The following is a 24,532-nucleotide window of genomic DNA, read 5'->3' on the forward strand; positions in this document are numbered from 1 at the left end:
CGGAGAGACCGTTCCGACGGCGCCCGAGGAGCGGACCGTGGAGCCGTGCCCGAACGACAACGCCGCCTGTCGCGCGGATTGCGGAGCCGCTCGGCCTGCCATCGGGAAGCCATGGCGGATCTGTTCCGCTCCGTCGAACCCGACACCGGCGACGAAGCGTTCACCCGGGAAGAGCTGTTCTTGGCTGCCCGGGAGCTGGCCGGCCCGGCGGCCGGCCTGGACGACGTGCTGAAGGTGGCCGCCTACCTCGCTTCCCAATCTGGAAGTCAAGCCGCATGAGTGACTGGAGGTATCACTTGGTAACACCGACGGTCACGGATCAGAGCCCAGAAGACGTTGACTCGTCGGCGGGCAAGCGCGAGGACGGCTTGGATGTGGCGCTTCCCCTCAGCGCGTTTGCGGTCGTAAAAGCGGCGCGAGTTCGGGTCGCTGCGGATGCTGATCAGCGCGGAGGTGTAGAAGACCCGCTGGAGGCCGCGGTGGTACTGCTGCGGTCGGTGCAGGTTGCCGTGGGACTTCCCGGAGTCGTGCGGGGCGGGAGCCAGGCCGGCGAAGGCGGCCAGCCGGTCCGGGGTGGCGAAGGATGCCATGTCGCTGCCCACGGCGGCCAGGAATTCTGCGCCCAGCAGGGAGCCAATTCCCGGCATGCTGGTGATCACTTCGGCGAGTTCGTGGCGGCGAAACCGGCCCTCGATGAGCTTGTCGACGTCCGCGATCTTCTCGTTGAGGGCCATCACCTCCTCGACCAGCGCACCCACCAGCGAGGCGATGGCCGCTTCGCCGGGGACGGCGGTGTGCTGCCGCTCGGCGGCTCTGACCGCAGCGGTGGCCAGGGACTCCGCATTGCGAACGTTGCGGACGCTCAGCCACTTGGTGAGACGGGTCAGGCCCACGCGACGGATTGCCAGCGGGGTCTGATAGCCCGTCAGCAGCACCAGCGGCCCCTTGGTGGTCAGATCCAGCGCGCGTTCCAGTGCGGGAAACATGCTGGTCAGCGTGGCACGCAAGCGGTTGATCGACCGGTTACGGTCGCATGCGAGGTCGGTGCGGCGCGCGGTGAACAGCTTCAGCTCCGCGGTGATCTCGTCGCTGGGACGTATGGGCTTCAGGTCACGGCGGACGCGGGCCTGGTCGGCGATGACGAGCGCGTCGCGGGCGTCGGTCTTGCCTTCGCCTCGGTAGCCGTCGGCGGCCCGGTTGACCGCGCGGCCGGGGATGTAGAGCAGTTCCTGATCGTGGTTGACCAGCAGTGCAATCAGCAGTGCGGCACCGCCGTCGGCCATGTCCACCGCCCACGTTGCGTCGTCCGCGAGTCCGAGGACGTCTGCAAGGAGCTGGAGGAGCTCCGGCTCGTCGTTGGCCACCCGGCGCGACAGCAGCTTGGCGCCGTCGGCGTCCAGGACGACGCAATGGTGGTGGGTCTTGCCGCTGTCGATCCCGGCCCATACCCGGCTCATCATGCTCCAGACGGTCGTCGTTGCAGTGCGTACCACAGACGACCTCGCCGGCATTGCCTTACACAGCGACTCGTTCGCACTTCCCAATCAGCGGCCTGGTCGTCGTGGGGTGCCGGGCGGCGAAGCGAGTTCAGCCACGGACGGCAGCCGCCTGATAGCCACACCCAGCACCCCTGGGCGACCCAACCCTACGAATGGCTCGATCAACCCGCCCAACAACGTAAGGCCACCTGACACGAAACGGCCCCCTTCGCCATCGCGCTTGGTGAAGGGGGCCGTTCTGCTGCGCCAGGATGCGTACGGGTCATCCGGTGAAGGCGTCGCCCTTGACAGCTGCGATGAAGGAGGAAAACGACGTGGTGGAGACGGCGAAGGTGGGGCCCTCCGGGATCTTGCTGTCCCGGATCGGAACGACACCGTGAGAAGGCACGAGATTAGTGGCGACCTCGACGCACTGCCCGCCGTTCTCGCTGTATGAGGATTTGATCCATCGGAGGGAGGATTCAGTCACGGGGTGCCCTTTCGAAGCTGTTCGATCAAAGCCACAGACGCAGCCTGAGGCAGCGCGTTGGCTTGCATCTGATAGTAGGCCGTCAGTATGGGCAGCACTGCGGTGCTTTCCCGCTCAAGATGCGCCCGTTGAGCCGACTCGGCATACGACATGAACGAGCAGTCGGGCAGCGTTAGCACCGTGATCGGCAGGGTGAACGGCCTGTCTTCCCCATGGCGAACGGAGCCACCTGAAGCACCGTGTGCGGCAACGCAGCGAACTCAAGGAGACGGGTCAACTGCGCACCCATGGTGACAGGGCCTCCAACAGGTCGGCGAAGGCAGCTTTCGTCAAGCACAGCCAGGATCATGGGAGGTTGCGGACGGGCAATCGCTGCTTGCCGCTTGACGACGAGCGAGACCCGCTCATCCGCTTCATCGAGGGTGATCGCTCCGCGCTTGACCGCGCTCCTAGCGATCGTTGTTGCGTACTCCGGTGTCTGGAGCAGCCCCGGAATGACACCCACCTCGTACAGGCGGATCTCCACTGCGCGTCCCTCATGGTCTACGAACTCGGGGAACCCTTCCAGCAAGGCACTACCCCGGGTCGCGTGGCTCTGTCGTTCGAGACGATCGCCAGTGCCGAGTGCCTTATCAGCAGCTTTCGCAAAGCGGGGAGTTGGGGAGCGGTTCCCATTTTCCACAGCCGAGATGTGTGTATCGGAGTACCCCATACGTTCGGCTAACTCTTCCTGAGTCAACCCTCGTTCATCCCGTAGCCTGCGCAGACGCTCCCCGAAGCGCGCGTTAGGCGACTCATCAGGCTTGAGTTCCTTGCGGTTGACCATGTGGATTCCAACTCCCCCCTCAGGCTCTGCAAGTTGAGGACTTCCTGACTGTAGGCCACGCTGAGGGCTGTCGGTAGCGGAAGCGCTACGGAAAGGCAAGGAGGGCTCCATGACCAGTCCTGCCCGCACGCCGTACCAGGCGTGCGCCGACGCGGGCACGCAGTTCGACGACGCCCTGAGGGCGATCGGCGTCAAGACGGACCCGAGCACGGTGCAGGTGACGGAGTGGGAGGACGGAATGCGCCTTCACCGCGTCGCCCCGCCGCAGCTCACCCCGAGCCAGACCGCTCGCCTGACCCGTTGCCTGAAGGCGGCGCGCCAGTGAGCGGCCAGCCGGACGACCTGAGCGAGAAGAACGGCAAGCGGAACGAGCAGTCGCAGGGCCCGAACGGCGGCAAGAAGACCGATGGTCGGGGGCGACCGTGCAGCGCCTACTAGCCCGCCTGCTCGCTGACCAGCGGGCCACCGAATCGGAGGTAACGGTGATCGACGGGGCGGACCCCGTTACCTGCCCGTTCGGTTGGCACGACATGCCCCAGGAATCGGCCACCGTGTGGACCTGCGAACAGGACGGAGCCACGCTGGTCGTCGGTGCCCCCGGCGCGGCCGCCAAGGTGGCGCCGCGGGTCGTGCGAGCCCCCGAACTGGTTCCGCAGCAGACCATCTTGCGCGGTCGCCACCGGCGGCCCTGAAGCCCCCGGCGGCCTGATCCCGCCGGGCACGCTCCCCGCGGTTGAGCCCACACCCCCGCTCGTGGGCTCCCGGTCTCTCGCCGCAGGAGAGACACGGGGAGCACAGAGTCCACCTGACGGCTCCGGTCGGGCAGGCCACGTCAGGTGGACTCCCACGCCGCCCCGGCCCATCCCAGCCCGGCCGGGGCGGCCACCACCCCCGCCCCGGCACCCCGTGGGTACGTCACTGCCGGGGCGGCCCCCACCACCACAGGGAAGACGCCATGCGCTTCGCCGAACGAGAAATCGTGCTGGATACGACCCGAGGCCACGTCGGCCGCATCACCACCATCAACGGGGACTGCCTCGTGATCGCCCGGCCGGGCCGCGCCCCATGGGATGCCCTCACCTCCTGGTGCATGCCCGCGACGCCGGCCGAACGCCAGACGCTGGAGCGCCAGGAGCAGGGCCAACAGGAGGCCGCAGCATGAGCCCACAAGCCCCCCGGTGAACTGAACGGCGCCCGGACGGGCCCGGCCGCTGGCCGGGAAGCGCTCCATGCATCCTTCATGTGCGGAAGGATCGGAGCCGGGGCTGCCTGCGAGAACTGGGGAGTTACGGGTCAGGCGGCCCCACCACGAACACCGCTCCCCTGCCGGATGACCGATCACGAGGTCCCCCACCAAGTGAGATACCGGCAGGGGAACGGTTCAACGCCCCCGCAAGGATTCTGCAGGGGCTTCCTCCTGTCCAAAGCGCCCTCTTGACGGCCAACACCAGTAGGGCGATGGTCATGCAATCGACTGCAATCGCATCGACAGAGGGAGACGGACGTGCAGCTACGCTTCCTGGGAATCATCCCGAACACCCCCGTTGACGACTCGCCCACCATCTGGATAGACGACGACACCGGGGACCTGCTGATCCAGTCCTACAAGGCCACGGAGGATGAGGTGAAGGCATGCCAGGAAGTCGGATCCATCCCCAGCCACTCCACGAGCGTGCCGGAGCACGAGACAATCATCCGGCTCCCCGCCGTGATGCTGAAGTACATCCCCCAAACGGAGGACCGGCACAGTGAAGTACCCCGTACGTGAAGGGATCACCAACGCGCGCCACTCCGCCGTTCACCTAGAGATGCGCGACAGGTACACCCCGGATGACCCGGAGTTCGCACGGTGGCGGGCGGGGCACAGGTACGAGGGCGACCCCGGCAAGTTGCCGGACTGGTGGGATTCTTGGCGGGACCTTGTGGCAGAGACAACGGCCCGTGGTGTCGTCATGCGCCGGGCCCGCGTCGTCAGCGAACCGGTAACCGACTACATCCGCTACGAGCACGACATGACGTTCGCCAACGTCGCGGCCGGCGAACTGGTCCGATGGCTGCCCCGCCGCCAAGCCGCCGACCTCGTCCTCCCCGGAACAGACCTCTGGATGTTCGACGGGACCGCCGTCCTCTTCACCTACTTCTCCGGCGATGGCAACGTAGTTGACCGTGAGTGGCGTACTGACGCCCCTGTCGTCGAGCAAGTACGAACAGCCTTTGAAGCGGTCTGGCAGCGGGCCACCCCGCACGAGGAATACAAGCCAGCTTGACCGTCCCGCACCATGCCGACACCAGGGTCCTCCAGCGTTCATGAAGCCCGGAAAGTCCTTGCAGATCGCCTTCGGGAGATGTGCAAGGACGCCGGGCTCGAAGGCCAGCAACTCGCCGCAGCCTGCGGCTGGCACCCCTCCAAAGTCTCGCGAATAGTCACCGCCAAGACATCGCCGACCGCTGACGACATCCGCGCATGGTGCCGCGCCTGCAACCGGGAAGACCAAACCGACGACCTGATCGCCTCTCTCCGGACCGTCGAAGGCATGTGGATCGAGTGGCGTCGGATGGAACGCGGCGGACTCCGCCGCGCCCAAGAAGCCGTCCGGCCGCTGTTCGAACGAACTCAGTGGTTCCGCGCCTACTCCTCCTGGCTCGTTCCAGGACTACTCCAAACCCACGGTTATACCGAAGACGTACTGCGTGCAGTCCAACGCCGACGCGTCACCGCAGATGACGTTGCCGATGCTGTGGCCGTGCGGATGGAGCGTCAACGAGTGCTACACGAAGGCTCCGCCACATTCGCGTTCCTGGTGGAGGAGTCGGTCCTGCGGACCAGCCTTGGCAGTGTGGATACGCAAGTTGAGCAACTGGAACATTTGCTCACGGTTGGCGCATCGCCTCGTGTCAGTCTGGGAGTGGTCCCCATGCGCACCGGCCGGCCCCGGATGCCCGTAGAGGGCTTCTGGATCTATGACAAAGCCCAGGTCAACGTCGAACTCGTCTCGGGATACCTCACGCTCACCCAGCCAACCGAGGTGCGCGCCTATGCCGAAACATTTGCCACGCTGGCCGATACCGCGGTCTACGGAGCCTCAGCCCACCGGCTGATCAAGGCGGCAATCCGCTCACTCGGGTGATCCACCTGCAATCGAGTGCAATCGAGTGGGCGCGGCCCCGGCAACCTTCCTAGGGTTTCCGTCACCCGCACGACGCCAGGCCCCGCGGAGATGGCATGACTTCCCCAACCCGGTACAGCCCCAAGCCCATTGAGCTGTCGATCGACAAGTGGCTCCTGGAGGGCACACCGGCCCCTGGTTGTGACGACTGCGCGACGCGGGCCGAGATGCGGGACCGAGCGCTGAAGGCCGGCGACTGGCGAACCGCAGGCAACGCCGCCCGGGGAATCCGGCACCACCACGACGGACACCGGGAGACGCCGTGACCCACCCCACGCCGGCCGACCACCCCAACAAGTCGGCCCGAACCAAAGCGCCCCAGCGGGGCCCCTCCGGAACCACAGCGATCCCCCGGGGCCAGCCGGTGCCCGCATGCCCCTACCCGTGCGCCACCTGCCGAGCCAAGGGCCGTCAGTAAGTGCTCTGCCGACACCGGCACCAGATGGCAGAAGAGACACCCGGCATGTGGGTCTGCCACGCCTGCGCCCAAATGACCGGCACATGAGACTCCCGCCCCGGCGGCGGAAACCTGGACAGTCGAGCAGCCGGGACGGGTGACCCAACCGCAGGAAACCTGCGGACCGTCGGGCCGTGCCATCGACGGTACGGCGGCGCGGCCCCTCACGAAAGAGGAGGTTGGTACATGAGCGCTCAAGCAGTGGAGACGTACGAGACGCGCACCCCCGACTCTGAAGGCTGGCGCGGCATCCCCTTCCGACACCCCCGAGACATGGCCGTCGCCCACGGCGGCGAAGACGACGGGGGCCACGGAAGCGACAACACCGACATTGAGGACGGCGACGGAGGCTGCGGTTCCGGCTCGCCCGGCCACCTCCACTGATCTGAACGAGCGACCTACGCCCGGTCGCGGAATTCCCGACCGGGCGTAGCCGGTTCCGAGTGGCCGATAGCCACTCGACGGAAACCCGAGGGCGGCGGCGTGCACCTACTAGTAGTGGACTGGGACTACTTCTTCCCGACCCCGGACGCCGGGGGCCCGGACGGCGGCCATCCCGAGCTGTTCGGCTGGCCCGTGGCCGAGGACGAACACCACACAGAGGTCGTGTGGCTGGAGCGGGCGGAGCGCTTCCGGGCGGCGGGGGTCGAGCTGCCGACCGTGAGCGGCTGGGAAGGCTTCTGGGACCGCTTCGCCTTCACCCCCGGTGCCCCGTTGATCTACGCCGACAGCAACGCGTGGGCTGGGCAGTTGTGGCCGTCGAACGTCGGCGGCGATGGCGCGTGGGAGTCGGTCCACCTATACGACGCGCATCATGACGCCGGGTACCGAACGAACCACAGCAGCTTCGAGCATTGGAAGACCAGCGGCGACGGCATCCGGTGTGAAAACTGGATGTTGGCGCACTACTGGGCAGGCACCCAGCTACACGTCCATTTCCCGCCATGGCGCGAATCCATGGATCGCCCCCGCGAAGACCCGCTGGTGGACGTAGCCATGACCATCGACGACGGCAGCCCACCCCCCACCACCTTCAATCTCGCCTACGTCTGCCGATCCGGGGCCTGGGTGCCACCATGGGCCGACCAGACCTTCACCGACTTCCTCCGCTCCGCCCCGCTCCCGAAATCCGCCCACCCTCAGAACCAGTGGATACACCCCCGACCGGACCCGCTTCGCATGACAGAGGTGACAGCGGCCCTGCGCGCCAAGGCGGAAGACCTGGCAGCTGACTAACCCCGTCAAGTTCCGAGAGATCGGAAGTGTCGGAATACGTCTCAGCGACGATGAATCGAACACCACTTACCATCCACCTCTGACTAAATGTGGCCGAGTTGACGCCGCGTCTTGTTGACGATCTCGCGACGGGTGGACCCTTGGCGCGGGGCGCACTGGTGGGAGCGGGCCGATTGGCCGCGAACGCGTTGCGGCGCCGGCGGTAGCCGTGAAGGTCATGGCCAATGACATCGCCCGGCAGGTAGCCAACCGGGCCCAGGCCACCGCGCACCGCACCAAGGTGATGCACAGCCTGCCCCAGGACCACACGGTCGCGACGAAGGTGGCAGTCCAAAGACCCTATCCCCGGCGCATTGAGGCAAGCCGAGGTCTGGCTTTCGGCAACCCGTCAAGGAAAGGACGTGATCAGTCATGAAAGTCACGATCCGCAGCCGTCTGGCCCTACTCTCCCTGTTCTCCGTCATCTTCGCCTTCTGCGGGCCTGCCGCCACCGCCGATTTCCCGGCCTACGCAATCGAAGGGACTAGCCAAGCCGCCCAGCCGACAGAAGTGCCCAATCAAGCAACTATCTTCCTGCGGAGCGGAACCAGGTACCATCTCCGATGCGGCGGCGCGATCATCTCGAACAGATACATCCTCACCAGCGCTCAGTGCGCATACCGCACCAACGTTGCCGACCTGCAGGTGATTGTGGGGGTCACCCAGACGAAAGATTTCCAAACAGCACCCAAACACCATGTCCAGGCAATCAAGATCCATCCCGGATTCACGCCCGACCCCAGCCGTGGAATCCGTAACGACATCGCATTGCTGCGACTGCCAGCTGCTCTCCGGTTCAGCAATCAAGTCCAACCGGTGGCGCTGGACGGCACTTCGAATTCATGGGTTGGCCACGAGGCTCGCATCAGTGGGTTTGGTCGAACAGACCCCAACAATCCCAACGTTTACTCAACAAACCTGCGAGTAGCACGCGTCCGGGTCGTCAGCACCGACACATGCCAGCGCGCCGCAGGCAGCAACATCCCCCTCAATCCGAACACCCAGTCGTGCATCGAAAGCCCCACGTCAGCAGTCGCCCTCGGGGACTTCGGCGGCCCCGTGGAATTCATCCACAACAACCGGCTCCTAGACATCGGAGTGACATCCTTCGGCTTCGGCAACTATCTGGGGTATCCGACCGTTGTCACCCGAATCGGCGCTTATCAAGCCTGGATCAGGGCCAACGCTAGCTGACGGCCAGCTCCTCCAGGTGCCGGCGGGCCCGTCCGGTCAGGCACATTCAGGTGAGCGGCCAACATGGAGCCGTTGACCGGGCGTCCGACCGCCTCCCTGACGTTCACTCGTGGCCTCCGTCATTCTGACGGCCGTCGCCGAGGCGGACGGCGGGAAACACGACGGCGGCCCCATGCCCCCGGAGGCACCCCGCGACCCCGCACCCCAGCCCAGCGGCGGAGACAAGAAGTAAGCCGCTGAAGGCCAACGCCGAAGCATGTTGCCCTGCCTCTTCTCGACTCACGCTGGTCATGCCAAGGTGTCTCGGCGCTTCAGCATGCACAGCAACCGTGGAGGTGGAAGGTGGCGGCGCACGACAGGACTCAGATCTACCTTGCGCATCGGGAGACTTACGCCCGTTTCCTTGCAGCCGCCGATGCCGAAGCGCGTTGCGATTGGCGTCGATGGCGCGGTGACTACACCAAGGATGAAGCCCTCAAGGCAACCGATCGGGCGTACACCGAGACGCAGAGCGCGTACAACCTCATTGACCTTGAGGGGATCGGGCCTGCGGCAGAGGCCGAGAGGCTGACTGCCTGCGTCCGGTTCATGCATGAGCAGGATGAGGAGCCGGAAGGCATCTGGGAGACGTTCAAGGGGTACCGTGCCGCCTTCGTGGAAGCGGCACGCATACATCTGGGCGCGCACTGAATGCGCAACGGGCCCCCACCGTGTGGTGGGGGCCCGTTGGCGGTGGCAAGTGCTCTAGTCCAGCTCGATGCCGAGGGTGCGGGCCAGGTCTCGCAGCGCCTCGTCCGGGATCTGCGGTGCGCGGGCGACCTGTTCGGCAATCCACTGGTCCAACGTCTCATCCATGGCATGTCCCTTCGGCTACCGCAGGCCGCTGACCTGCGGAAACGTGTGCTACTTTGACCTCGTAAGGCGTAGTCCTCGTAGAAGGCGCAGGCGTCCTGGGTGATCGGGTCCAGCGGCTCCCCGAGGGCGGCGAGCGCCCGGCCGTGGGTGGAGTGGCTGTGGGCGACGGCGACGACGTCCGGGCGGGCCCGGTGGACCTGCGCGTGGATGGTGAACGCCGCCTGGTTGACGTGGTGGCGGCCCTCGACGACCTTTCCCTCGCCGTTGACCAGGATCAGGTCGCCGACGGTCATCAGCGCGAAGGAGACGCCGAAGGGGTTGACCCAGAAGCAGTCGGTGAACTCCGGGTCCCGCACGGTGATGTGGCCCGAGACGCCCTCCTCGAAGCCGTACCGCGCGAAGAGGCGCAGCGCCGCGGTCAGGCGTTCCTTGCGGTGCCGCCGCTCCTCCTCGACCCCGGTGTGCCGCGGCGGCATCGCGAACTGCAGCTGCTCGGTGGGTATCGGCGTCGGCTCGGGCATCGCGGTTCTCCTCCTGGCGCGTACGGCTCACGGCGCTCGGGCGGAAGCTACCCTCCGCTTGCATCGGAGACCAGGCCCGCGTCGTCACAAAACGCGCCGCCGCGTCGTCTTCCTGTTCGCCGCCCTCCGCGGCACGAGGAGAGACGAGGCACCCCATGCGCACCACCACGGCCCTGGCCACCCCCACCCCCGCCCGCGCCCGTTCCGTCACCCGGGAGCTCGCGGCCACCCCGCAGCAGATCTTCGCCGTCCTCCGGGACCCGGCCCGGCACGCCGCGCTGGACGGCTCGGGCATGCTGCGCGGGCACCCCGACGGGCCGGCGCCGCTGGGTCCGGGCGACCGGTTCGGCATGGCGATGGCACAGGCCGGGGTCGCCTACCGCTCAGTGAACGTGGTGGTGGAGTACGCGCCGGACCGGCTGATCGCCTGGGAGACCTGGGGCGAGTTCCGTGGCCGGCGGCTGGTCGGCGGCCAGCGCTGGCGGTTCGCGCTGCACGAGCTGTCCGCCGGGGACGGCTCCCGCCCGGCCCGGACCCGGGTCACCCACACCTACGACTGGTCGCGGGCTCGGCTTCCCCGCCTGACCATCGAACTCCCCGGCTATCCGCGGCGGATGGTCCCGGCGATGGCGACGACGCTGGACCGGCTGGCGGTGGCCGTGGAGGCCCGACCGGCCGGTTCCGGCCCTGCGGCCGGGCCTGCCGCGCGCGCCGGTGACCGCTGAGCGGTTCCACGCCGCGCAGCGGCGCCGAGTGGTCGGGCGCGCCGCCGCCCCGGGTCACCGCGGAGGCGATGAGCCGGGCCGTACCGCCGGCGTAACGAGCGGAAACGGCGACGCCGCCGCTCAAACCGATGAGCGGCGGCGTCGCCGTCGGGCGTCAGCGGGAGGTCACTCCCACTCGATGGTGCCCGGCGGCTTGCTGGTGACGTCCAGGACGACGCGGTTGACGTCCGCGACCTCGTTGGTGATCCGGGTGGAGATCCGGGCCAGGGCCTCGTACGGCATCCGCGTCCAGTCCGCGGTCATGGCGTCCTCGGAGGAGACCGGGCGCAGCACGATCGGGTGGCCGTAGGTGCGGCCGTCGCCCTGGACGCCGACCGAGCGGACGTCGGCGAGCAGGACCACCGGGCACTGCCAGATCTCGCGGTCCAGACCGGCCGCGGTCAGTTCCTCGCGGGCGATGGCGTCGGCCTCGCGCAGCAGGTCCAGGCGCTCCTGGGTGACCTCGCCGACGATGCGGATGCCCAGGCCCGGACCGGGGAACGGCTGGCGGTGGACGATCTCGTCCGGCAGGCCCAGCTCGGAGCCGACCATCCGGACCTCGTCCTTGAACAGCTGGCGCAGCGGCTCGACGAGCTCGAACTCGATGTCGTCGGGGAGACCGCCGACGTTGTGGTGCGACTTGATGTTCGCGGTGCCGGTGCCGCCGCCGGACTCGACGATGTCCGGGTAGAGCGTGCCCTGGACCAGGAAGGCCACTTCCTCGCCCTCGGCGCCGGCCTCGGCGACCAGCTCGGCCTGGGCCTGCTCGAAGACCCGGATGAACTCCCGGCCGATGATCTTCCGCTTCTGCTCGGGGTCGGAGACCCCCTTGAGCGCGTTCAGGAAGCGCTCGGCGGCGTCGACGACCTTCAGCTGCACGCCGGTCGCCGCCACGAAGTCCTTCTCGACCTGCTCGGTCTCGCCCTTGCGCATCAGGCCGTGGTCGACGTAGACGCAGGTGAGCTGGTCGCCGATGGCCTTCTGGACCAGGGCGGCGGCCACCGCGGAGTCCACGCCGCCGGACAGCCCGCAGATCGCCCGCTTGCTGCCGACCTGCTCACGGATCGCGGCCACCTGCTCCTCGACCACGCTGGTGGTCGTCCAGGTCGGCTCGATGCCCGCGCCGCGGTAGAGGAAGTGCTCCAGGACCTGCTGGCCGTGGGTGGAGTGCAGTACCTCGGGGTGGTACTGGACGCCGTAGAGCTTCTTCTCGTCGTTCTCGAAGGCGGCGACCGGGACCAGGTCGGTGGACGCGGTGACGGTGAAGCCCTCGGGGGCGGCGGAGCAGGCGTCGCCGTGCGACATCCACACCGACTGCTCGGCGGGGGTGCCCTCGAAGAGGGTGGAGCCGGGCTTGCTGACGGTCAGCGCGGTGCGGCCGTACTCACGGGCACCGTTGTTGTCGACCGTGCCACCGAGGGTGGTGGCCATCAGCTGGAAGCCGTAGCACATGCCGAAGACCGGGACACCGGCCTCGAACAGGGCGCGGTCGAGGCTGGGGGCGCCGGCGGCGTAGACCGACGACGGACCGCCGGAGAGGATGATCGCGCTGGGGTTCTTGGCGAGCATCTCGGCCACCGGCATGGTGGACGGCACGATCTCGCTGTAGACCCGGGCCTCTCGGACCCGTCGGGCGATGAGCTGGGCGTACTGTGCGCCGAAGTCGACAACGAGGACGACGTCCGGTGCGGCGGCAGGGGGCGCTGATGGCACTTCGGCGGCCTTCCGGCGGTGTGGAGCGGGGTTGGACTTTCGATTCTAACGGGCTCATACTGAACGCCATGTTCCAGCAGTACAGCTTCGCTTTTACCTATGGCACCGGCCCGTCCGGCTGCCATGGTCGTGCTGCTTGATCGACTTACCACACGACTTCCCCAGGCGCCCCGGGCCGATGACGGTCCGGGGCGCTGGTGTTTGTCCGGGACCGTAGCGGTCGCCAGGGCTCCAGGGGCCCTCACCCCAGGAGGAACGGACATGACCACGCCGAACAACACCGCGCGGACGACGCCCGCCACCACCGTCACCGCCGCCCCGGACTCCGGTGCGCACACCCCTGCGGCGACCGAGGTGATCCGGGACGCCCGGCATCGGATCGATGATCTCGACGGGCGGATCATCGGGCTGATCCAAGAACGGATGGCCGTCTCGGCGGTCATCCAACGCGAGCGGATCGCCTCCGGCGGGCCCCGGCTGAACCTCTCCCGGGAGATGGAGGTGCTGGCGCACTACAGCGACCAGCTCGGCCGGTCGGGCACCGCGCTGGCGATGACCCTGCTGGAGCTCTCCCGGGGCCGGGTCTGAGGTCGGTGCCCCGGGCCGGACGCACGGCCGGGCTTGAGGCCGGGCGCGAGGCCGGATTCGATCGGTCCCGCGGCCCGTTTCCGGGTGGGAGCCGAGTGGGGGCCCGGCTGGAACTGAGTTCGGGTGCCCTCTCACCCGTACGGCGCGTGACCGGGCGCCGAGAGGGTTCGTTGTTCCCGGTGCCACGCCAGCCAGGCGCGGCCTGCAGGACTACGCGTAGACGCCGCCCCACGGGCGGAAAGCCGGAGCGATGAGACGCCGGCCGCTGGCAGCGGTCCGCGTCGTGGGACCTCGTTCCGGTCCGTGACCGGTCAGCAGGGGACAGCAGCCCGGTCACACCGATGGGGTGGTCGGTCCTGGGGACGCCCGGGACCGACCGCATCCGGTCGAAACGGTTGCGCCAGGTGAGGCGCATCCTGGACGATGCTTGACGAACCGCAGACCGCTTCCGGTGCGAGCCTTCACCTCGCACGCCATTGGTCCAGACCAGAGCGCGAGCGGGACACCGCGCACCACCCCGCACCGATCCGCACCACCCCGATGAGCCAGCGGCGCTACCCCCCCCCCAGCGCCGCACGTCGGTGCCGGCGCTGCCCTGACGCCGGCACCGAAAGCCAAGGGCCCCGCAGCCTCCGCGTTCCCCCCTCGCGGACGGATTCCGGGGCCCTTCGCTGTGGGCCGGTTGTGCGTTGCCCATGGGGCGACCGTGAAACGTGTGACCGGGATCACGGCGATCTTTTCAGTTGAGCGAACAACTTTTTTCGGCCAAGCGTGGTCACGTACCTGACAACGCACGGCCATACCGCGCCCCACCGCGACGGCCGGCACCCCGATGTGCCACGCCACGGCACCGTGGACCCGAGAGGTCTTCTGGATGAAGCTCCGCCGTGCCCTGACGGCCGTCGCCGCGACGGCCGTCATAGCCCCCGCCGCCCTCATGGCGGCTCCCGCCGCCCACGCGACCGGTCCCGACGCCGAGCCCAGCGCGAGCGTCACCGCGACGCCGTCCGCCCCCGGACCGGAGCGGAGCAGCACCCCCACCCCGACGGCCGAGACCCCCGCCGGCGGCGCGGAGGCCACCTCGGGCGGTGAGACCCCGCCCGGCGGCGAGGGCGGCGCCACGCCGTCGGCCTCGGCCACCCCGGGCGGCACCAGCACGCCGACCCCCACCGCCGGGCCCACCGCGTCGGCCACCCCGACCGCGCCGGGCACCCCGTCGGCCACCCCCTCCGACGAGCCCGAGTGCACCATCGACGACGCGTCCCTCGACGTCACCGTGGCGAACCTGCCCTCGAAGCTGGTCGCCGGCGGCGACTGGTCGCGGTTCACCATCAAGCTGGCGAACACCACCGACAAGAAGCTCGACGAGGTCTACCCATTCGTCCTCGCGGTGCCGCCGAAGGACGGCGCGGACCGCCCCGGGGCCTCGCTGCACCTGGAGTACCAGGACCCGAACACCGGCAGGTGGACCGCGTTCGGCGAGTGGTCCGACGGCGACTACTTCGGCTGGTTCGCGCTGGAAGCGCACCGGACCGCCGAGTTGACGATGCGGATCCGCGCCGACGAGAGCGCCCCGCCCGGTGACGGGTTCGCACTGGTCGCGGGCGACTACTACAACGAGGACGGGTCCTGCGGCTCGTCACAGGAGCAGTGGTACGACTTCGCGGTGCTGCCCGCCGGCAGCAGGCCCGGCGAGGTCCCGCCGGCCGAGCCCGGCAAGCCGGGCAACAAGCCGGGCCCGCAGGGCGACGTCAGGCCGGTCGCCACCGGCAGGCCCGGGAAGGACCTGGACAGGCTGCCGGTGACCGGCAACCTCGCCGCGACCGGTTCCTCGTCGGCACTGCCGACGATCGGCCTGGTGGGCGGCGTGGCGATGGCCGTCGGCGCCGGGGCGGTCTTCGCCGTCCGGCGGCGCGGGGCGACCGGCGGCACGGGCGCGTGACGCGCCGCGGAGCGCATGAGGCGTACTGCCCGACGCGCACCGCACCGTAGGACGGGCGGAGGGTCGCCCCGCGGGGCGCGGCTCTCCGCCCGTCCGCGGCTACTCCTTGGGCGGGACCGAAGGGACCGGCAGGAACGGCAGTTTGAGCGCGCCGAAGGCCGATGCCGGGACGGCCGGGCGGACCGGCTCGACCGGCGCCACCCGCACGTACGGCCGCCCGGGGGCCGGACGGGGGTCCGCCTCTCCCTTGTTGGGCCACAGGGACATGGCGCGCTCGGCCTGGGCGGTGATCGTCAGGGAGGGGTTGACGCCGAGGTTGGCGGAGACCGCGGACCCGTCGACGACCGAGATGCCCGGGTGGCCGTAGAGGCGGTGGTAGGCGTCGATGACGCCGTGGTCGGCGTCCGCGCCGATGGGGCAGCCGCCGAGGAAGTGCGCGGTCAGCGGGGTGCCCATCAGCTCGCCGACGTTGCTGCCCGCGAAGCCGTTGATCTCCTGGGCGAGCAGGGTGGCGGCCTCGGTGGCCTCGGGGATCTGGTCGGGGTTGGGGGCGCCGTGGCCCTGCCGGGCGGTGAGCAGGCCCTTCCCCAGGCCGCGCGGTTTGCGGTACGTGGTCAGGGAGTTGTCCAGGGACTGCATCACCAGGCCGATGATGGTGCGCTCGGACCAGCGGCGGTTGGAGAGTGAGCGGAGCGCCAGCACCGGGTGGCGGACCATGTTGCCGGCCCAGCCCAGGACCCGGCCGGCCGGCCGGTACGGGACCTGAAGGATCGTCAGGCCGCCCATGGAGTTGGAGCCCTTGCCGTAGCGGACCGGCTCGATGTGGGTGTTCTCGTCGGGATGGATGGACGAGGTGATCGCCACGCCCTTGGTGAAGTCGACCCGGTCGGCGCCGTGCCGTTGGCGGTAGCGGCGGCTGGTGGTCTGGGCGCCCACCAGCGCCTCGGAGTTGGTGCGGGTCAGCGCGCCGAGGCGGTCGGAGAGGTACGGCAGCAGCCCGCTGTCCTTCATGCGGTGCAGCAGCGTCTGGGTGCCGTAGGTGCCGGCGGCCAGCACCACCCGCCGGGCGGTGAAGGTCCGCCCACCCGTCTCCCGACCACCACTCCTCACCGAGGCTCCCCCAGACTTCGTCCGGGGGGACCCCCATCGCGCCGCCCCTCCTCGTCGGCCCTTCTTCTTGTTGTCGGTGGGCAGCGTCCTGACCGCGAAGCCGCCTCGGGAGTCCTCGGTGAGCGTGACGACCGAGGTCATCGGGTGGATCACCGCGCCGGCCTTCTCGGCGAGGTGGAGGTAGTTCTCGGTGAGGGTGTTCTTGGCGCCGTGCCGGCAGCCGGTCATGCACTCGCCGCATTCGGTGCACGCCCGGCGGGACGGGCCCGCGCCGCCGAAGTACGGGTCGGGGACCTCCTCGCCCGGCCTCGCCCGGGCCGAGCCGGCGGCGTCCTCGCCGTCCCCGAAGAACACCCCGACCGGCGCCATGTGGAAGGAGTCGCCGACGCCCATGGCCTGCGCGGTCGCCTTCAGGTGGACGTCCGACGGGGTCATCGTCGGGTTGAGCCGGACCCCGAGCATCCGCCGGGCCTGGTCGTAGTACGGCTTCAACTCCTGCTGCCAGTCGGTGATCCGGCGCCACTGGGGGTCGTCGAAGAACGCCTTCGGCGGGACGTAGAGGGTGTTGGCGTAGTTGAGCGAGCCGCCGCCCACCCCGGCGCCGGCCAGCACCATCACCTTGCCCAGCAGGTGGATGCGCTGGATGCCGTAGAGGCCGAGCGCCGGGGCCCACAGGTAGTTCCTGAGGTCCCAGGAGTTCTTCGGCAGGGTCTCGCGGGTGAACCGCCGGCCGGCTTCGAGGACGCCGACGCGGTAGCCCTTCTCGGTCAGGCGGAGGGCGGAGACGGAGCCGCCGAAGCCGGAGCCGATGACGATCACGTCGTAGTCGTAGTCGTGCTCGTACTCGTGGCCGGGGTCCTCGGCGGCGTCCTCGGGGGCGGCGCCCACGTGGCCGGTGGTCCTGTGGTCGGCTTCGGTGGACTCCCCGTCCGGGGTGGGGTGTTGAGCAGCGTTCTCCTGTGGCACCGGTACCTCCGTATCCGTATTCGGGGCTCCGCCCCGGACCCCGCTCCTCAATCGCCGGAGGGGCTGAATGTGCGGCTGCGCGCGGGCCCCGCTCCTCGATCGTCGGAGGGGCTGAATCTGCGGCTGCGCGCGGGCCCCGCCCCTCGCGCGCCCGAGGGGCTGAATGCCGTTCAGCGCAGGCGGAGGGCCTTCATCGCGCGCAGGCTGCGGGTCATGAAGGCGGCGTACTTCTCGTCGTCCATCCCGAAGGCCGGCGCCAGCGGCATCAGCCTCTGCTGGGCGACGGTCTGCGCCTCGGTGTACTTGAGGATGCCCTCGGAGCCGTGCCGGCGTCCCAGACCCGAGTCGCCCATTCCGCCCATCGGCGACTGCACGCTGCCGTAGCCGGCCGCGTACGACTCGTTGACGTTGACCGTGCCGGTGCGCAGCCGCGCCGCGATCGCCCGGCCGCGCCGGCCGTCCTTGGTCCACACGCTGGAATTCAGGCCGTAGGGCGTGGCGTTGGCGCGGGCCACCGCCTCGTCCTCGTCGCGGAAGCGGTAGATCGAGACGACCGGGCCGAAGGTCTCCTCGCCGCAGACGGCCATCGGGGACTCGACGCCGTCCAGGATGGTCGGCTCGTAGAAGAGCGGGCCGATGTCGGGGCGGGGCCGGCCGCCGGCGACCACCCGGGCGCCCTTGGCCACCGCCTCGTCGACGTGCCGGGTGACGGTCTCCAGCTGGCGCGCGCCGACCAGCGAGCCCATGTCGGCGCCGTAGGCCAGGGCGTTGCCCAGCCGCATCGCCTTCGTCCGGGCCGCGAACCGCTCGACGAAGGCGTCGGCGATGGATTCGTGGACGTAGAGGCGCTCGATGGAGATGCAGAGCTGGCCCGCGGAGGAGAAGCAGCCGCGGATGGCGCCGGCGGCGGCCTTCTCCACGTCGGCGTCGTGCAGCACCAACATGGCGTTCTTGCCGCCGAGTTCGAGGGAGACGCCGACGAGCCGGGCGGCGGCGCCCTGGGCGACCTCGCGGCCGGTGCGGGTCGAGCCGGTGAACGAGACGTAGTCGGCGTGCCGGACGACCTCCGGGCCGACGACCGGACCGTCGCCGATCACCACCTGCCAGACGTCCTCCGGGAGCCCGGCCTCGATCAGCTGCTCGCGTGCCCACAGGGCGGTCAGCGCGGTCTCCGTGTCGGGCTTCATGACGACGGCGTTGCCCGCGACGAAGGCCGGCAGGGCGTCGCCCACGGTCAGTTCGAAGGGGTAGTTCCAGGGGGCGATCTGCCCCACCACGCCGCGCGGCTGGCGGAGTTCGGTGACCTTGGTCAGCGTCGGCACGACGCCGGTGTGGCCCTTGGGACGGAGGTAGGCGGGGGCCTTGCGGCCGTAGTGGCGGGCGGCGACGGCGACCGCCTGCACCTCCTCGTGGGCGTGCAGCCGCGCCTTGCCGGTCTCCAGCTGGATCAGGTCCAGCACCTCGGCCTGGCGGCGCAGGACCAGGTCGTGGAAGCGCAGCAGGACCGCGGCGCGCTGCTTGACCGGGACCTTCGCCCAGCGCTCCTGTGCGGCGCGGGCCCGCTCGAAGGCGGTGGCGACGTCCTCGGGGGTGGACTCGGGCAGGTCCGCCAGCTTCTCCCCGGTGAACGGGGTGTGGTTGGCGGTGCTTCCCCTGCCTACCACGCACCGGGTGAGGCGGGCGGCCACCTCCGGGGGGACCACGTCCGCGGCGGTGCGGGTGCCGGCTGCGGCGAGCACGACCGGGTTGCCGCCGGAGGGCGCCTGAAGGGCGGCCGGGGGCGCCGGGGCGTCCAGGTGGGCCTCGTCGGTGGCGGAGGCGGTTCCGGTGTCCTGCGAGTCCGTCATGCGGGCGAGCGTATTCGCCCGGGACCGCTTTGTGTACCCGGGAGTAACAGGTTTTCACCCGCTTCGCACAATCGCGCCAGTATTCACTGGCCGTAAGCGGGCTGGTCTGGGGAGATGGGGCGACGGCGACGGTCCCGGCACCGCGGCCCGGCGGGCCGGGGGTGGCGGGGCGGGCCGGCGCCGCCGGGCGCTCACCGGCCGGACAGCTGGAAGGACGCGGTCGCGGTGTCGAACTGTCGCTTGGCGTCCGCGTGGGAGGCGACCGGGGAGGAGATCCAGATGTCCATCATCCTGCCGCCCTCGTTCCAGCTGAGGTCGTAGGTGTAGCGGGCGCCGGCATCCTGGGCACTGCCGTCCCAGACGAACTCCCAGCGCCCGGCCTGGAGTCCGTTGTGCGTGGTCTCGACGACCTTTCCGCCCCGGTATCCGGGATAGCTGTCGGACCCCTTGGCGTCCGCCTTGCGCATCGCCCCGATGGGCCCCTCGGGCACCGGCTTCTGCAGCTGCACCCCGATCCGGAAGCGCCTGCCCTCGGAGTAGTAGTAGACCCGCGAGTTCTCGTAGGAGCGGGTGAAGCCGGTCGGTACTGCCATGGTGAAGCCGGCCGGGTCGCGGACGATCTGGTAGCCGGACGGGGCCTGCCCGCCGTCGACCGGCCCGGCGGAGGTGGTCACCGTGGCCGTGGGGGTCGGTCCGGGCCCGCCCGGCGCGATGCCCCGCGGATCCGACGGGCCCCGGCCCGACGGCCCCTGGGCGCCCCCCTGCCCCTTCTTCCCCTTGTGGGCGGTGGCCTGTGCCGAGGCCCCGGGGTGCGCGGCGGTCAGGTCGTCGTCGATGCCGTCGCCGCCCCCGGGCGCCAGCAGGGCGACGAGGCCCGCCGCGGCGCCACCGAGGACGACCACGGCGGCGGCGACCACCAGGGGGAGGTTCTTGCGGCGGTCCGCCGGGCGGGCGGTGGCCGATGCCGGGGTGCCGGGCGCGGCGCCCCCGTGGCCGGGGACCGCGGCGAGCGCCACCGGGGGCCCGGCGAAGCCCCCGGCCCCGGGGCGCACCGCACCGCCCGGGGTGGGCAGCACCGGCGTGCCGCCGGGCCGGAAGGGGGCGCCACGGTCCCCGGCCACCGGGGCACCCGGGCGGACCGCCGCGGCCGGCGGCCGGAACGGGTCCCCCTGCGGCGGGCGGGCCCCACGGCGGACGCCGTCGCCCGGCTCCCCGAAGGGGTCGCGCCCCGGCGCCGTGACACCGCTCAGCAGCCGCTCCGTCGCGTCCATGTCCAACCGCCGCTGCGGATCGCGCTCCAGCAGCCCGCCGAGCGCCTCCGCCAACGGCCCGTCCACCGGGGGTAGTTCGATCTCCTCGTAGACCACGGCGTGCAGCACCCCGGCCATCGAGTCCCGGCGGAACGGTGTCGCCCCACTGAGGGCGGCGCACAGCAGCACCCCCAGCGACCACAGATCGGCCTCCGGGCCGGCGTCCCGCCCGGCCATCCGCTCCGGCGCGGTGTACTCGGGCGAGCCGACGAAGCCGCCGGCGTCGGTCAGCGTCGTCGCGCCCGGCACCTGGGCGATCCCGAAGTCCGTCAGCACCACCCGCTCGCCGCCGTCCTCCAGCAGCACGTTGGCCGGTTTGATGTCGCGGTGCAGCACGTCCCGGGCGTGCGCGGCGCGCAGCGCGCCCAGCAGCGCCAGGCCGATCCGGGCCGCCTCGTCCGGCGCGAGCGGCCCGGCGGAGGCCAGCAGGTCGGCCAGCGACGGGCCCTCCACTAGCTCCATCACGATCCACGGCCGCCCGTCCTGCTCGACCACGTCGTGCACCACGATCACGTTCGGGTGCTTGACCTGGGCGACCGTGCGCGCCTCCCGCATCGCCCGGTCGCGCTGCACCCGCGCCTCGGGCTCGGCCGTCATGTCGTCCAAGTGCAGTTCCTTGACGGCTACTTGGCGGCCGAGCAGTTCGTCCGTGGCCCGCCAGACCGTTCCCATGCCGCCACGGCCCAGGCGTATGCCGAGCCGATACCGATCGCCGATCAGACGGCCTTCTCCCCCGAAGATGCCCATGGCGACATCTTGCCGCACGCCCACCGGTCGCCCGGGGGCGACTCCCGCCCCAACACCCGCCCGATCACGGTCCGTTACCGCAGGTAGTCCTACAACACCGCCGCCACCTGCACCAGTTGGGAAAATGACCGGGATCCTCCTTCCCTTGTGGTCCACTGTCTGTCATGGAGGCAGTCATAGCGAGCGTCGTCGCCGTCTTCGGGACCCTGCTGGGTTCCGCCGTCACCCACCACTTCCAGAGCCGGTCCGCCGACCGCAGCGAGGGGTTCGCCCGCGCGCAGCGGCTGCGGCAGGAGCGGATCGATGCCTACTGCGCGTACGCGGGAGCGCTGCTGGACTACCGCCGGGTCCTCGTCCACAGCTGGTTCGTGCGGCACGAGGACGACCGCTGCGGCGAGGACACCCCGGAGCTGCGCGAGGAGGTGTACAAGAGCCGTTACGCGGCCCAGGAGGCCATGTTCCGGGCCCAGATGGTGAGCGACGACCCGGACGTCCTCGATCTCAGCGAGCGGATCATGGCCGAGGTGACCGAGATCCACTGGGTCGAGGACCGCGAGGCCCTCACCGAGCGGCGGGCGGCGACCCGAGCGGGCATCCGCGACTTCGTGGCGGCCACGGCCCGCCGCGTACGGTGAACGGCCCCGGCGCGCGCCCCGCCCCTCGCGCGGGGCAGGATCCACCATTTCTTGATCAACTCGCGACACACGGAGCGGAACCTCCCCCGCCCCTCCGCCCGTCCTTGACACAGTGAGGCGGCGGCAGCGGCGCCACCGGCGACAGTTCCGCCACGGCGACGCACGGCACGGAATCGGGGATCGGGCATGGTGATGCGGGACGGCGACGCGCTGGACGTACGTCCGGGCGGCGATCCGGCCCGCGCCGCCCCTCAGCACCACGGCGCCTACCACACCACCGCGTTCTTCCTCACCCTCTACGCGACCGCGCTCACCGCCTGGACGGTGTACGGGATCGTCCAAGGGGACGGCTCCGTATGGGACTTCGTCGAAGGACTGTTCAACCCGGGCGCTTCCCCCGCGTCCCAACTGGTCGGCCCCTACGAGTGGGCGTTCGCCGCCGCCTTCCTCGCCACCGCCGGGCTCGCCGTCGCCCACCGCCGGCCGGCCCGCAGCGCCGCCCTGTTCTCCGGGTTCTTCCTGCTGGCCGTGTCGCTGCGCGAGGCGGTCGGCCTCTGCGACGCCGCCTACCGCGACCAGTACGCCACCGACCCGCTCGGCGGGTGGGCGCTGGCCACCCGCGTGCTGGGCCTGGTGGTCGCGGTGGTCGTGCTGACCACGATGCTCCCGGCGACGGAGGGCCGGGAGCGGCCCCGGACCGGCTCACGGACGGGCAGTGGCGGCGCGTCGGGGGCCGCCTCCACCCCGTGCCCCGTACCCAGCGCCCGGGACCGCCGGCTCTCCCGCATCTGCGGCGTCCTCTTCCTGGCGATGGGCGTGACCCGGCTCGTCTGGACCGTCCACGACCTGACCCTGACCGGGATGGACACCTTCCGGTACCTCCGCGGCGCGGTGGACGGCTCGGTGCTGGGCACCCTCAACCTCGCCGCGTCCACCGAGTTCACCACCCTCGGCTCGGTGCTGGCCTTCTTCCTCCTGGGCTGGCTGGCCTTCCGCGCCCGCCGCGACCTGCGCGGCGCGCTCCTGGTCTTCGCCTCGGTCGAGCTGTACCTCACGGTCCGCACGGTGGTCTGGCTGACCGTCACCGACTTCTTCAACCAGTCCTTCGAGACACCACAGGGCGCGCTGTCCATGGCCACCACGGCGTTCGGCCTGGCGGCGATGACGTCGGTGGTGGTGCTGGTGATGGGGTGGCGGTCGGAACGGGATTCCCCTGTCGACGAGTCGACGACGTAAGCGCCACACCCGACGCCGGGATGCGGCGAGTTGCCGTGGGCGGTCAGTCGTGCGCCTGCAACGCGTCCGTCAGCTCGCGCCCCTCCGCCGCGCCCCGGCGCAGCAGGACGGCCGCGGTGGTGTGGAGTTCGTGCCACGCGTGCGGGCGGCCGACACCGGAGGCGTCGGGAACGCTCGCGAGGGCTGCGGCCAGGGATTGTTCGGCTTCGCCCGCGGCGGCGTGCGCGTGCGCGAGGCATGAGCGGTACCAGGCCCGGTCACGGCGGTAGTTGGGCGGTAGGGCGGCGAGGCCGGAGGTGAGGTGCCGGGTGGCGGTGCGCCACGCGCCGAGGTGCATGGCGGCCATGCCGTGTTGCAGGGTGAACCAGGTGTCGTCGTAGAAGTACATCCACGGCGGCTCGTCTTCGGGACGCGTGGCAGCGTGGGTGATCAGTTCCTGGGCCTCGTCCAGGAGGCGGCGGGCGGCGTCGCCCTCCTGGTTGAGCGCATGGCCGCGGGCCGCCATCTGAGCCGCCATGCCCCGTACGCCCGGGGACGCACCCGGCGCCGACCAGCGAGCGGCCTCCGCGAGCCGTACGCACCGCCGCCCCCGCCCCCCGGACCAGGCCATGTGCGCCTTCATGCTGAGCGTCGTCGCGGCCATGTCGGTGTCCCCGGCCTCCAACGCCCATTCGTGGGACCGGTCGTACCAGGCCAGCGCGGCGGCCGATCGCCCCTGGTCCTGCGCCATCCAGGCCAGGAACTGGGCGTGCTCGGAGGCCAGTCGGATCACTCGCCCCGCCAACGGGCCGCACGCTCCGGCGTAGAGGTTGACCACCGTGCGGAGTTGCTGGCCCATCACCTCGACTAGCGGGGCCGAGCCGATGAAGTCCTCGGCCCTGCGGTGTTCGGCCAGCAGGCGGTCGAGCCAGTCAAGCGTCGCGCCGTCGACACGGTGCGCGCCGTCCACCGCGGTGGTGACCCGCGCGAGGAGATCCTCGTCCGGGGTGACGCCCGCGAAGGCGAGCCCGGGGACGGGCAGTGCGTCGCCTTCCGCCGCGGCGCCCGGTAACCGCTCCGGCGGAATACCGAGCCCCGCGACGATGCGCTGCCGCACCTCCACCGAGGTGACCCGCCGTCGCCCGCGCTCGATCTCCGAGACGTCCGGCTGCACCAGCCCCACGCGCGCGCCGAGGGTCATCTGGCTGACGCCGGTGAGCCGCCGGTACGTGCGGAAGACCGCGCCCCAGTCCTCCTCGACGACCGCCGCCATGAGCCGGGGATGTGTCCACACGTCCGGAGCAAAGTCGCCCATGGCTCCAATATAGGGCGGCCGGTATAGGGCCGTCCTATAGGAAGTTGGGCTGGGATCGGGCCGCGATCGGCGCGAGGGTCGTCCACGAGACGACGGGCCCGGCCGCGCGCCGGCCCG

General features: G+C 70.4%; 25 protein-coding genes and 2 pseudogenes. 18 read left to right on the forward strand and 9 right to left on the reverse strand.

The genetic code is table 11. The annotated features are described in order from the left end of the window. Nucleotides 1–111 precede the first annotated feature (111 nt). On the forward strand, nucleotides 112–279 hold the full coding sequence (locus tag SNOUR_RS46210) for a hypothetical protein (protein WP_159425870.1): 168 nt from the start codon (nucleotides 112–114) through the stop codon (nucleotides 277–279). Here SNOUR_RS46210 and SNOUR_RS16635 read toward each other — a convergent pair. From SNOUR_RS16635 to SNOUR_RS43015, 3 genes and pseudogenes are all read right to left on the reverse strand, one after another. Then, the gene (locus tag SNOUR_RS16635; protein ID WP_067343972.1) at nucleotides 267–1,457 is read right to left on the reverse strand and encodes an IS110 family RNA-guided transposase; all 1,191 of its coding nucleotides are present in this window, start codon (nucleotides 1,455–1,457) and stop codon (nucleotides 267–269) included. The two genes, SNOUR_RS46210 and SNOUR_RS16635, sit on opposite strands and share 13 nt — an antisense overlap. A 304-nt stretch (nucleotides 1,458–1,761) precedes the next feature. Then, nucleotides 1,762–1,968, reverse strand: a complete 207-nt coding sequence (locus SNOUR_RS43010; RefSeq protein WP_079142721.1) for a DUF397 domain-containing protein — start codon at nucleotides 1,966–1,968, stop codon at nucleotides 1,762–1,764. Beyond that, nucleotides 1,965–2,794: pseudogene (locus tag SNOUR_RS43015) on the reverse strand (helix-turn-helix domain-containing protein). The gene SNOUR_RS43010 and the pseudogene SNOUR_RS43015 overlap by 4 nt, the downstream one beginning before the upstream one ends. 109 nt (nucleotides 2,795–2,903) lie before the next feature. Here SNOUR_RS43015 and SNOUR_RS16640 point away from each other — a divergent pair. From SNOUR_RS16640 to SNOUR_RS46995, 12 genes are all read left to right on the forward strand, one after another. Continuing rightward, nucleotides 2,904–3,119: a hypothetical protein gene (locus SNOUR_RS16640; protein ID WP_067347787.1), complete on the forward strand. Its 216-nt coding sequence runs from the start codon at nucleotides 2,904–2,906 to the stop codon at nucleotides 3,117–3,119. 205 nt (nucleotides 3,120–3,324) lie between these two features. Beyond that, the gene (locus SNOUR_RS16645; protein ID WP_159425871.1) at nucleotides 3,325–3,486 is read left to right on the forward strand and encodes a hypothetical protein; all 162 of its coding nucleotides are present in this window, start codon (nucleotides 3,325–3,327) and stop codon (nucleotides 3,484–3,486) included. Nucleotides 3,487–3,749: 263 nt separating this feature from the next. Next, a complete protein-coding gene (locus SNOUR_RS16650) occupies nucleotides 3,750–3,956 on the forward strand; it encodes a hypothetical protein (RefSeq protein ID WP_067347792.1) in 207 nt (68 codons plus the stop codon). 342 nt (nucleotides 3,957–4,298) lie between these two features. Continuing rightward, nucleotides 4,299–4,562 carry a hypothetical protein gene (locus SNOUR_RS16655; RefSeq protein WP_067347795.1) on the forward strand — a complete coding sequence of 88 codons (264 nt, stop codon included), beginning with the start codon at nucleotides 4,299–4,301 and terminating at the stop codon, nucleotides 4,560–4,562. Then, entirely contained in the window at nucleotides 4,543–5,061 is a 519-nt protein-coding gene (locus SNOUR_RS16660; protein WP_067347798.1) for a DUF6879 family protein, read from the forward strand. Before SNOUR_RS16655 ends, SNOUR_RS16660 begins: the two co-directional genes overlap by 20 nt. A 12-nt stretch (nucleotides 5,062–5,073) precedes the next feature. Next, on the forward strand, nucleotides 5,074–5,922 hold the full coding sequence (locus SNOUR_RS16665) for a helix-turn-helix domain-containing protein (protein ID WP_067347800.1): 849 nt from the start codon (nucleotides 5,074–5,076) through the stop codon (nucleotides 5,920–5,922). Nucleotides 5,923–6,017: 95 nt separating this feature from the next. Further along, complete coding sequence (locus tag SNOUR_RS16670; protein ID WP_067347803.1) at nucleotides 6,018–6,227, forward strand: hypothetical protein; 210 nt, start codon at nucleotides 6,018–6,020, stop codon at nucleotides 6,225–6,227. Nucleotides 6,228–6,604: 377 nt separating this feature from the next. Further along, the gene (locus tag SNOUR_RS16675) at nucleotides 6,605–6,802 is read left to right on the forward strand and encodes a hypothetical protein (protein ID WP_067347806.1); all 198 of its coding nucleotides are present in this window, start codon (nucleotides 6,605–6,607) and stop codon (nucleotides 6,800–6,802) included. 114 nt (nucleotides 6,803–6,916) lie between these two features. Beyond that, nucleotides 6,917–7,654, forward strand: a complete 738-nt coding sequence (locus tag SNOUR_RS16680; RefSeq protein WP_067347809.1) for a hypothetical protein — start codon at nucleotides 6,917–6,919, stop codon at nucleotides 7,652–7,654. Nucleotides 7,655–8,065: 411 nt separating this feature from the next. Next, nucleotides 8,066–8,887, forward strand: coding sequence for a S1 family serine peptidase (locus SNOUR_RS43020; RefSeq protein WP_079142722.1), 822 nt, complete (start codon nucleotides 8,066–8,068; stop codon nucleotides 8,885–8,887). Nucleotides 8,888–8,996: 109 nt separating this feature from the next. After that, a complete protein-coding gene (locus SNOUR_RS48355) occupies nucleotides 8,997–9,119 on the forward strand; it encodes a hypothetical protein (RefSeq protein ID WP_312632599.1) in 123 nt (40 codons plus the stop codon). A gap of 110 nt (nucleotides 9,120–9,229) precedes the next feature. Further along, on the forward strand, nucleotides 9,230–9,577 hold the full coding sequence (locus SNOUR_RS46995; RefSeq protein WP_067347814.1) for a hypothetical protein: 348 nt from the start codon (nucleotides 9,230–9,232) through the stop codon (nucleotides 9,575–9,577). 227 nt (nucleotides 9,578–9,804) lie between these two features. On the opposite strand, the pseudogene SNOUR_RS43025 reads toward SNOUR_RS46995, so the two are convergent. Beyond that, nucleotides 9,805–10,263, reverse strand: a pseudogene (locus SNOUR_RS43025) (class II aldolase/adducin family protein); the annotation flags it as partial. A 155-nt stretch (nucleotides 10,264–10,418) separates the two neighbouring features. Here SNOUR_RS43025 and SNOUR_RS16695 point away from each other — a divergent pair. Next, nucleotides 10,419–10,988 carry an SRPBCC family protein gene (locus SNOUR_RS16695; RefSeq protein WP_067347816.1) on the forward strand — a complete coding sequence of 190 codons (570 nt, stop codon included), beginning with the start codon at nucleotides 10,419–10,421 and terminating at the stop codon, nucleotides 10,986–10,988. Nucleotides 10,989–11,153: 165 nt separating this feature from the next. Here SNOUR_RS16695 and guaA read toward each other — a convergent pair whose 3' ends face one another. Further along, nucleotides 11,154–12,740 carry a glutamine-hydrolyzing GMP synthase gene (gene guaA, locus SNOUR_RS16700; RefSeq protein ID WP_067347818.1) on the reverse strand — a complete coding sequence of 529 codons (1,587 nt, stop codon included), beginning with the start codon at nucleotides 12,738–12,740 and terminating at the stop codon, nucleotides 11,154–11,156. A gap of 261 nt (nucleotides 12,741–13,001) precedes the next feature. Here guaA and SNOUR_RS16705 point away from each other — a divergent pair, with 261 nt between their 5' ends. Then, complete coding sequence (locus SNOUR_RS16705) at nucleotides 13,002–13,328, forward strand: chorismate mutase (protein ID WP_067347820.1); 327 nt, start codon at nucleotides 13,002–13,004, stop codon at nucleotides 13,326–13,328. Between the two features lie 874 nt (nucleotides 13,329–14,202). Then, nucleotides 14,203–15,270 (forward strand): cell wall protein, encoded by a 1,068-nt coding sequence (locus SNOUR_RS46215; RefSeq protein WP_067347821.1) that lies wholly within the window; start codon nucleotides 14,203–14,205, stop codon nucleotides 15,268–15,270. Between the two features lie 99 nt (nucleotides 15,271–15,369). Here the strand turns inward: SNOUR_RS46215 and SNOUR_RS16715 are convergent, their stop codons facing one another. From SNOUR_RS16715 to SNOUR_RS16725, 3 genes are all read right to left on the reverse strand, one after another. Continuing rightward, a complete protein-coding gene (locus tag SNOUR_RS16715) occupies nucleotides 15,370–17,268 on the reverse strand; it encodes a GMC oxidoreductase (RefSeq protein ID WP_067358393.1) in 1,899 nt (632 codons plus the stop codon). 248 nt (nucleotides 17,269–17,516) lie between these two features. Further along, complete coding sequence (locus SNOUR_RS16720; RefSeq protein ID WP_067347823.1) at nucleotides 17,517–19,193, reverse strand: succinic semialdehyde dehydrogenase; 1,677 nt, start codon at nucleotides 19,191–19,193, stop codon at nucleotides 17,517–17,519. A 191-nt stretch (nucleotides 19,194–19,384) separates the two neighbouring features. After that, nucleotides 19,385–21,250 carry a serine/threonine-protein kinase gene (locus tag SNOUR_RS16725; protein WP_067347825.1) on the reverse strand — a complete coding sequence of 622 codons (1,866 nt, stop codon included), beginning with the start codon at nucleotides 21,248–21,250 and terminating at the stop codon, nucleotides 19,385–19,387. Between the two features lie 164 nt (nucleotides 21,251–21,414). Between SNOUR_RS16725 and kilB the strand changes: the two genes are divergently transcribed. Together kilB and SNOUR_RS16735 are read left to right on the forward strand one after the other, a co-directional pair. Continuing rightward, the gene (gene kilB, locus SNOUR_RS16730) at nucleotides 21,415–21,885 is read left to right on the forward strand and encodes a plasmid transfer protein KilB (RefSeq protein ID WP_067347827.1); all 471 of its coding nucleotides are present in this window, start codon (nucleotides 21,415–21,417) and stop codon (nucleotides 21,883–21,885) included. 186 nt (nucleotides 21,886–22,071) lie between these two features. After that, the gene (locus SNOUR_RS16735) at nucleotides 22,072–23,121 is read left to right on the forward strand and encodes a hypothetical protein (RefSeq protein ID WP_067347830.1); all 1,050 of its coding nucleotides are present in this window, start codon (nucleotides 22,072–22,074) and stop codon (nucleotides 23,119–23,121) included. Between the two features lie 43 nt (nucleotides 23,122–23,164). Here the strand turns inward: SNOUR_RS16735 and SNOUR_RS16740 are convergent, their stop codons facing one another. Next, complete coding sequence (locus tag SNOUR_RS16740; protein ID WP_067347832.1) at nucleotides 23,165–24,415, reverse strand: helix-turn-helix domain-containing protein; 1,251 nt, start codon at nucleotides 24,413–24,415, stop codon at nucleotides 23,165–23,167. Nucleotides 24,416–24,532 lie beyond the last annotated feature (117 nt).

The sequence above is a fragment of the Streptomyces noursei ATCC 11455 genome (assembly GCF_001704275.1).
GTDB lineage: Bacteria > Actinomycetota > Actinomycetes > Streptomycetales > Streptomycetaceae > Streptomyces > Streptomyces noursei.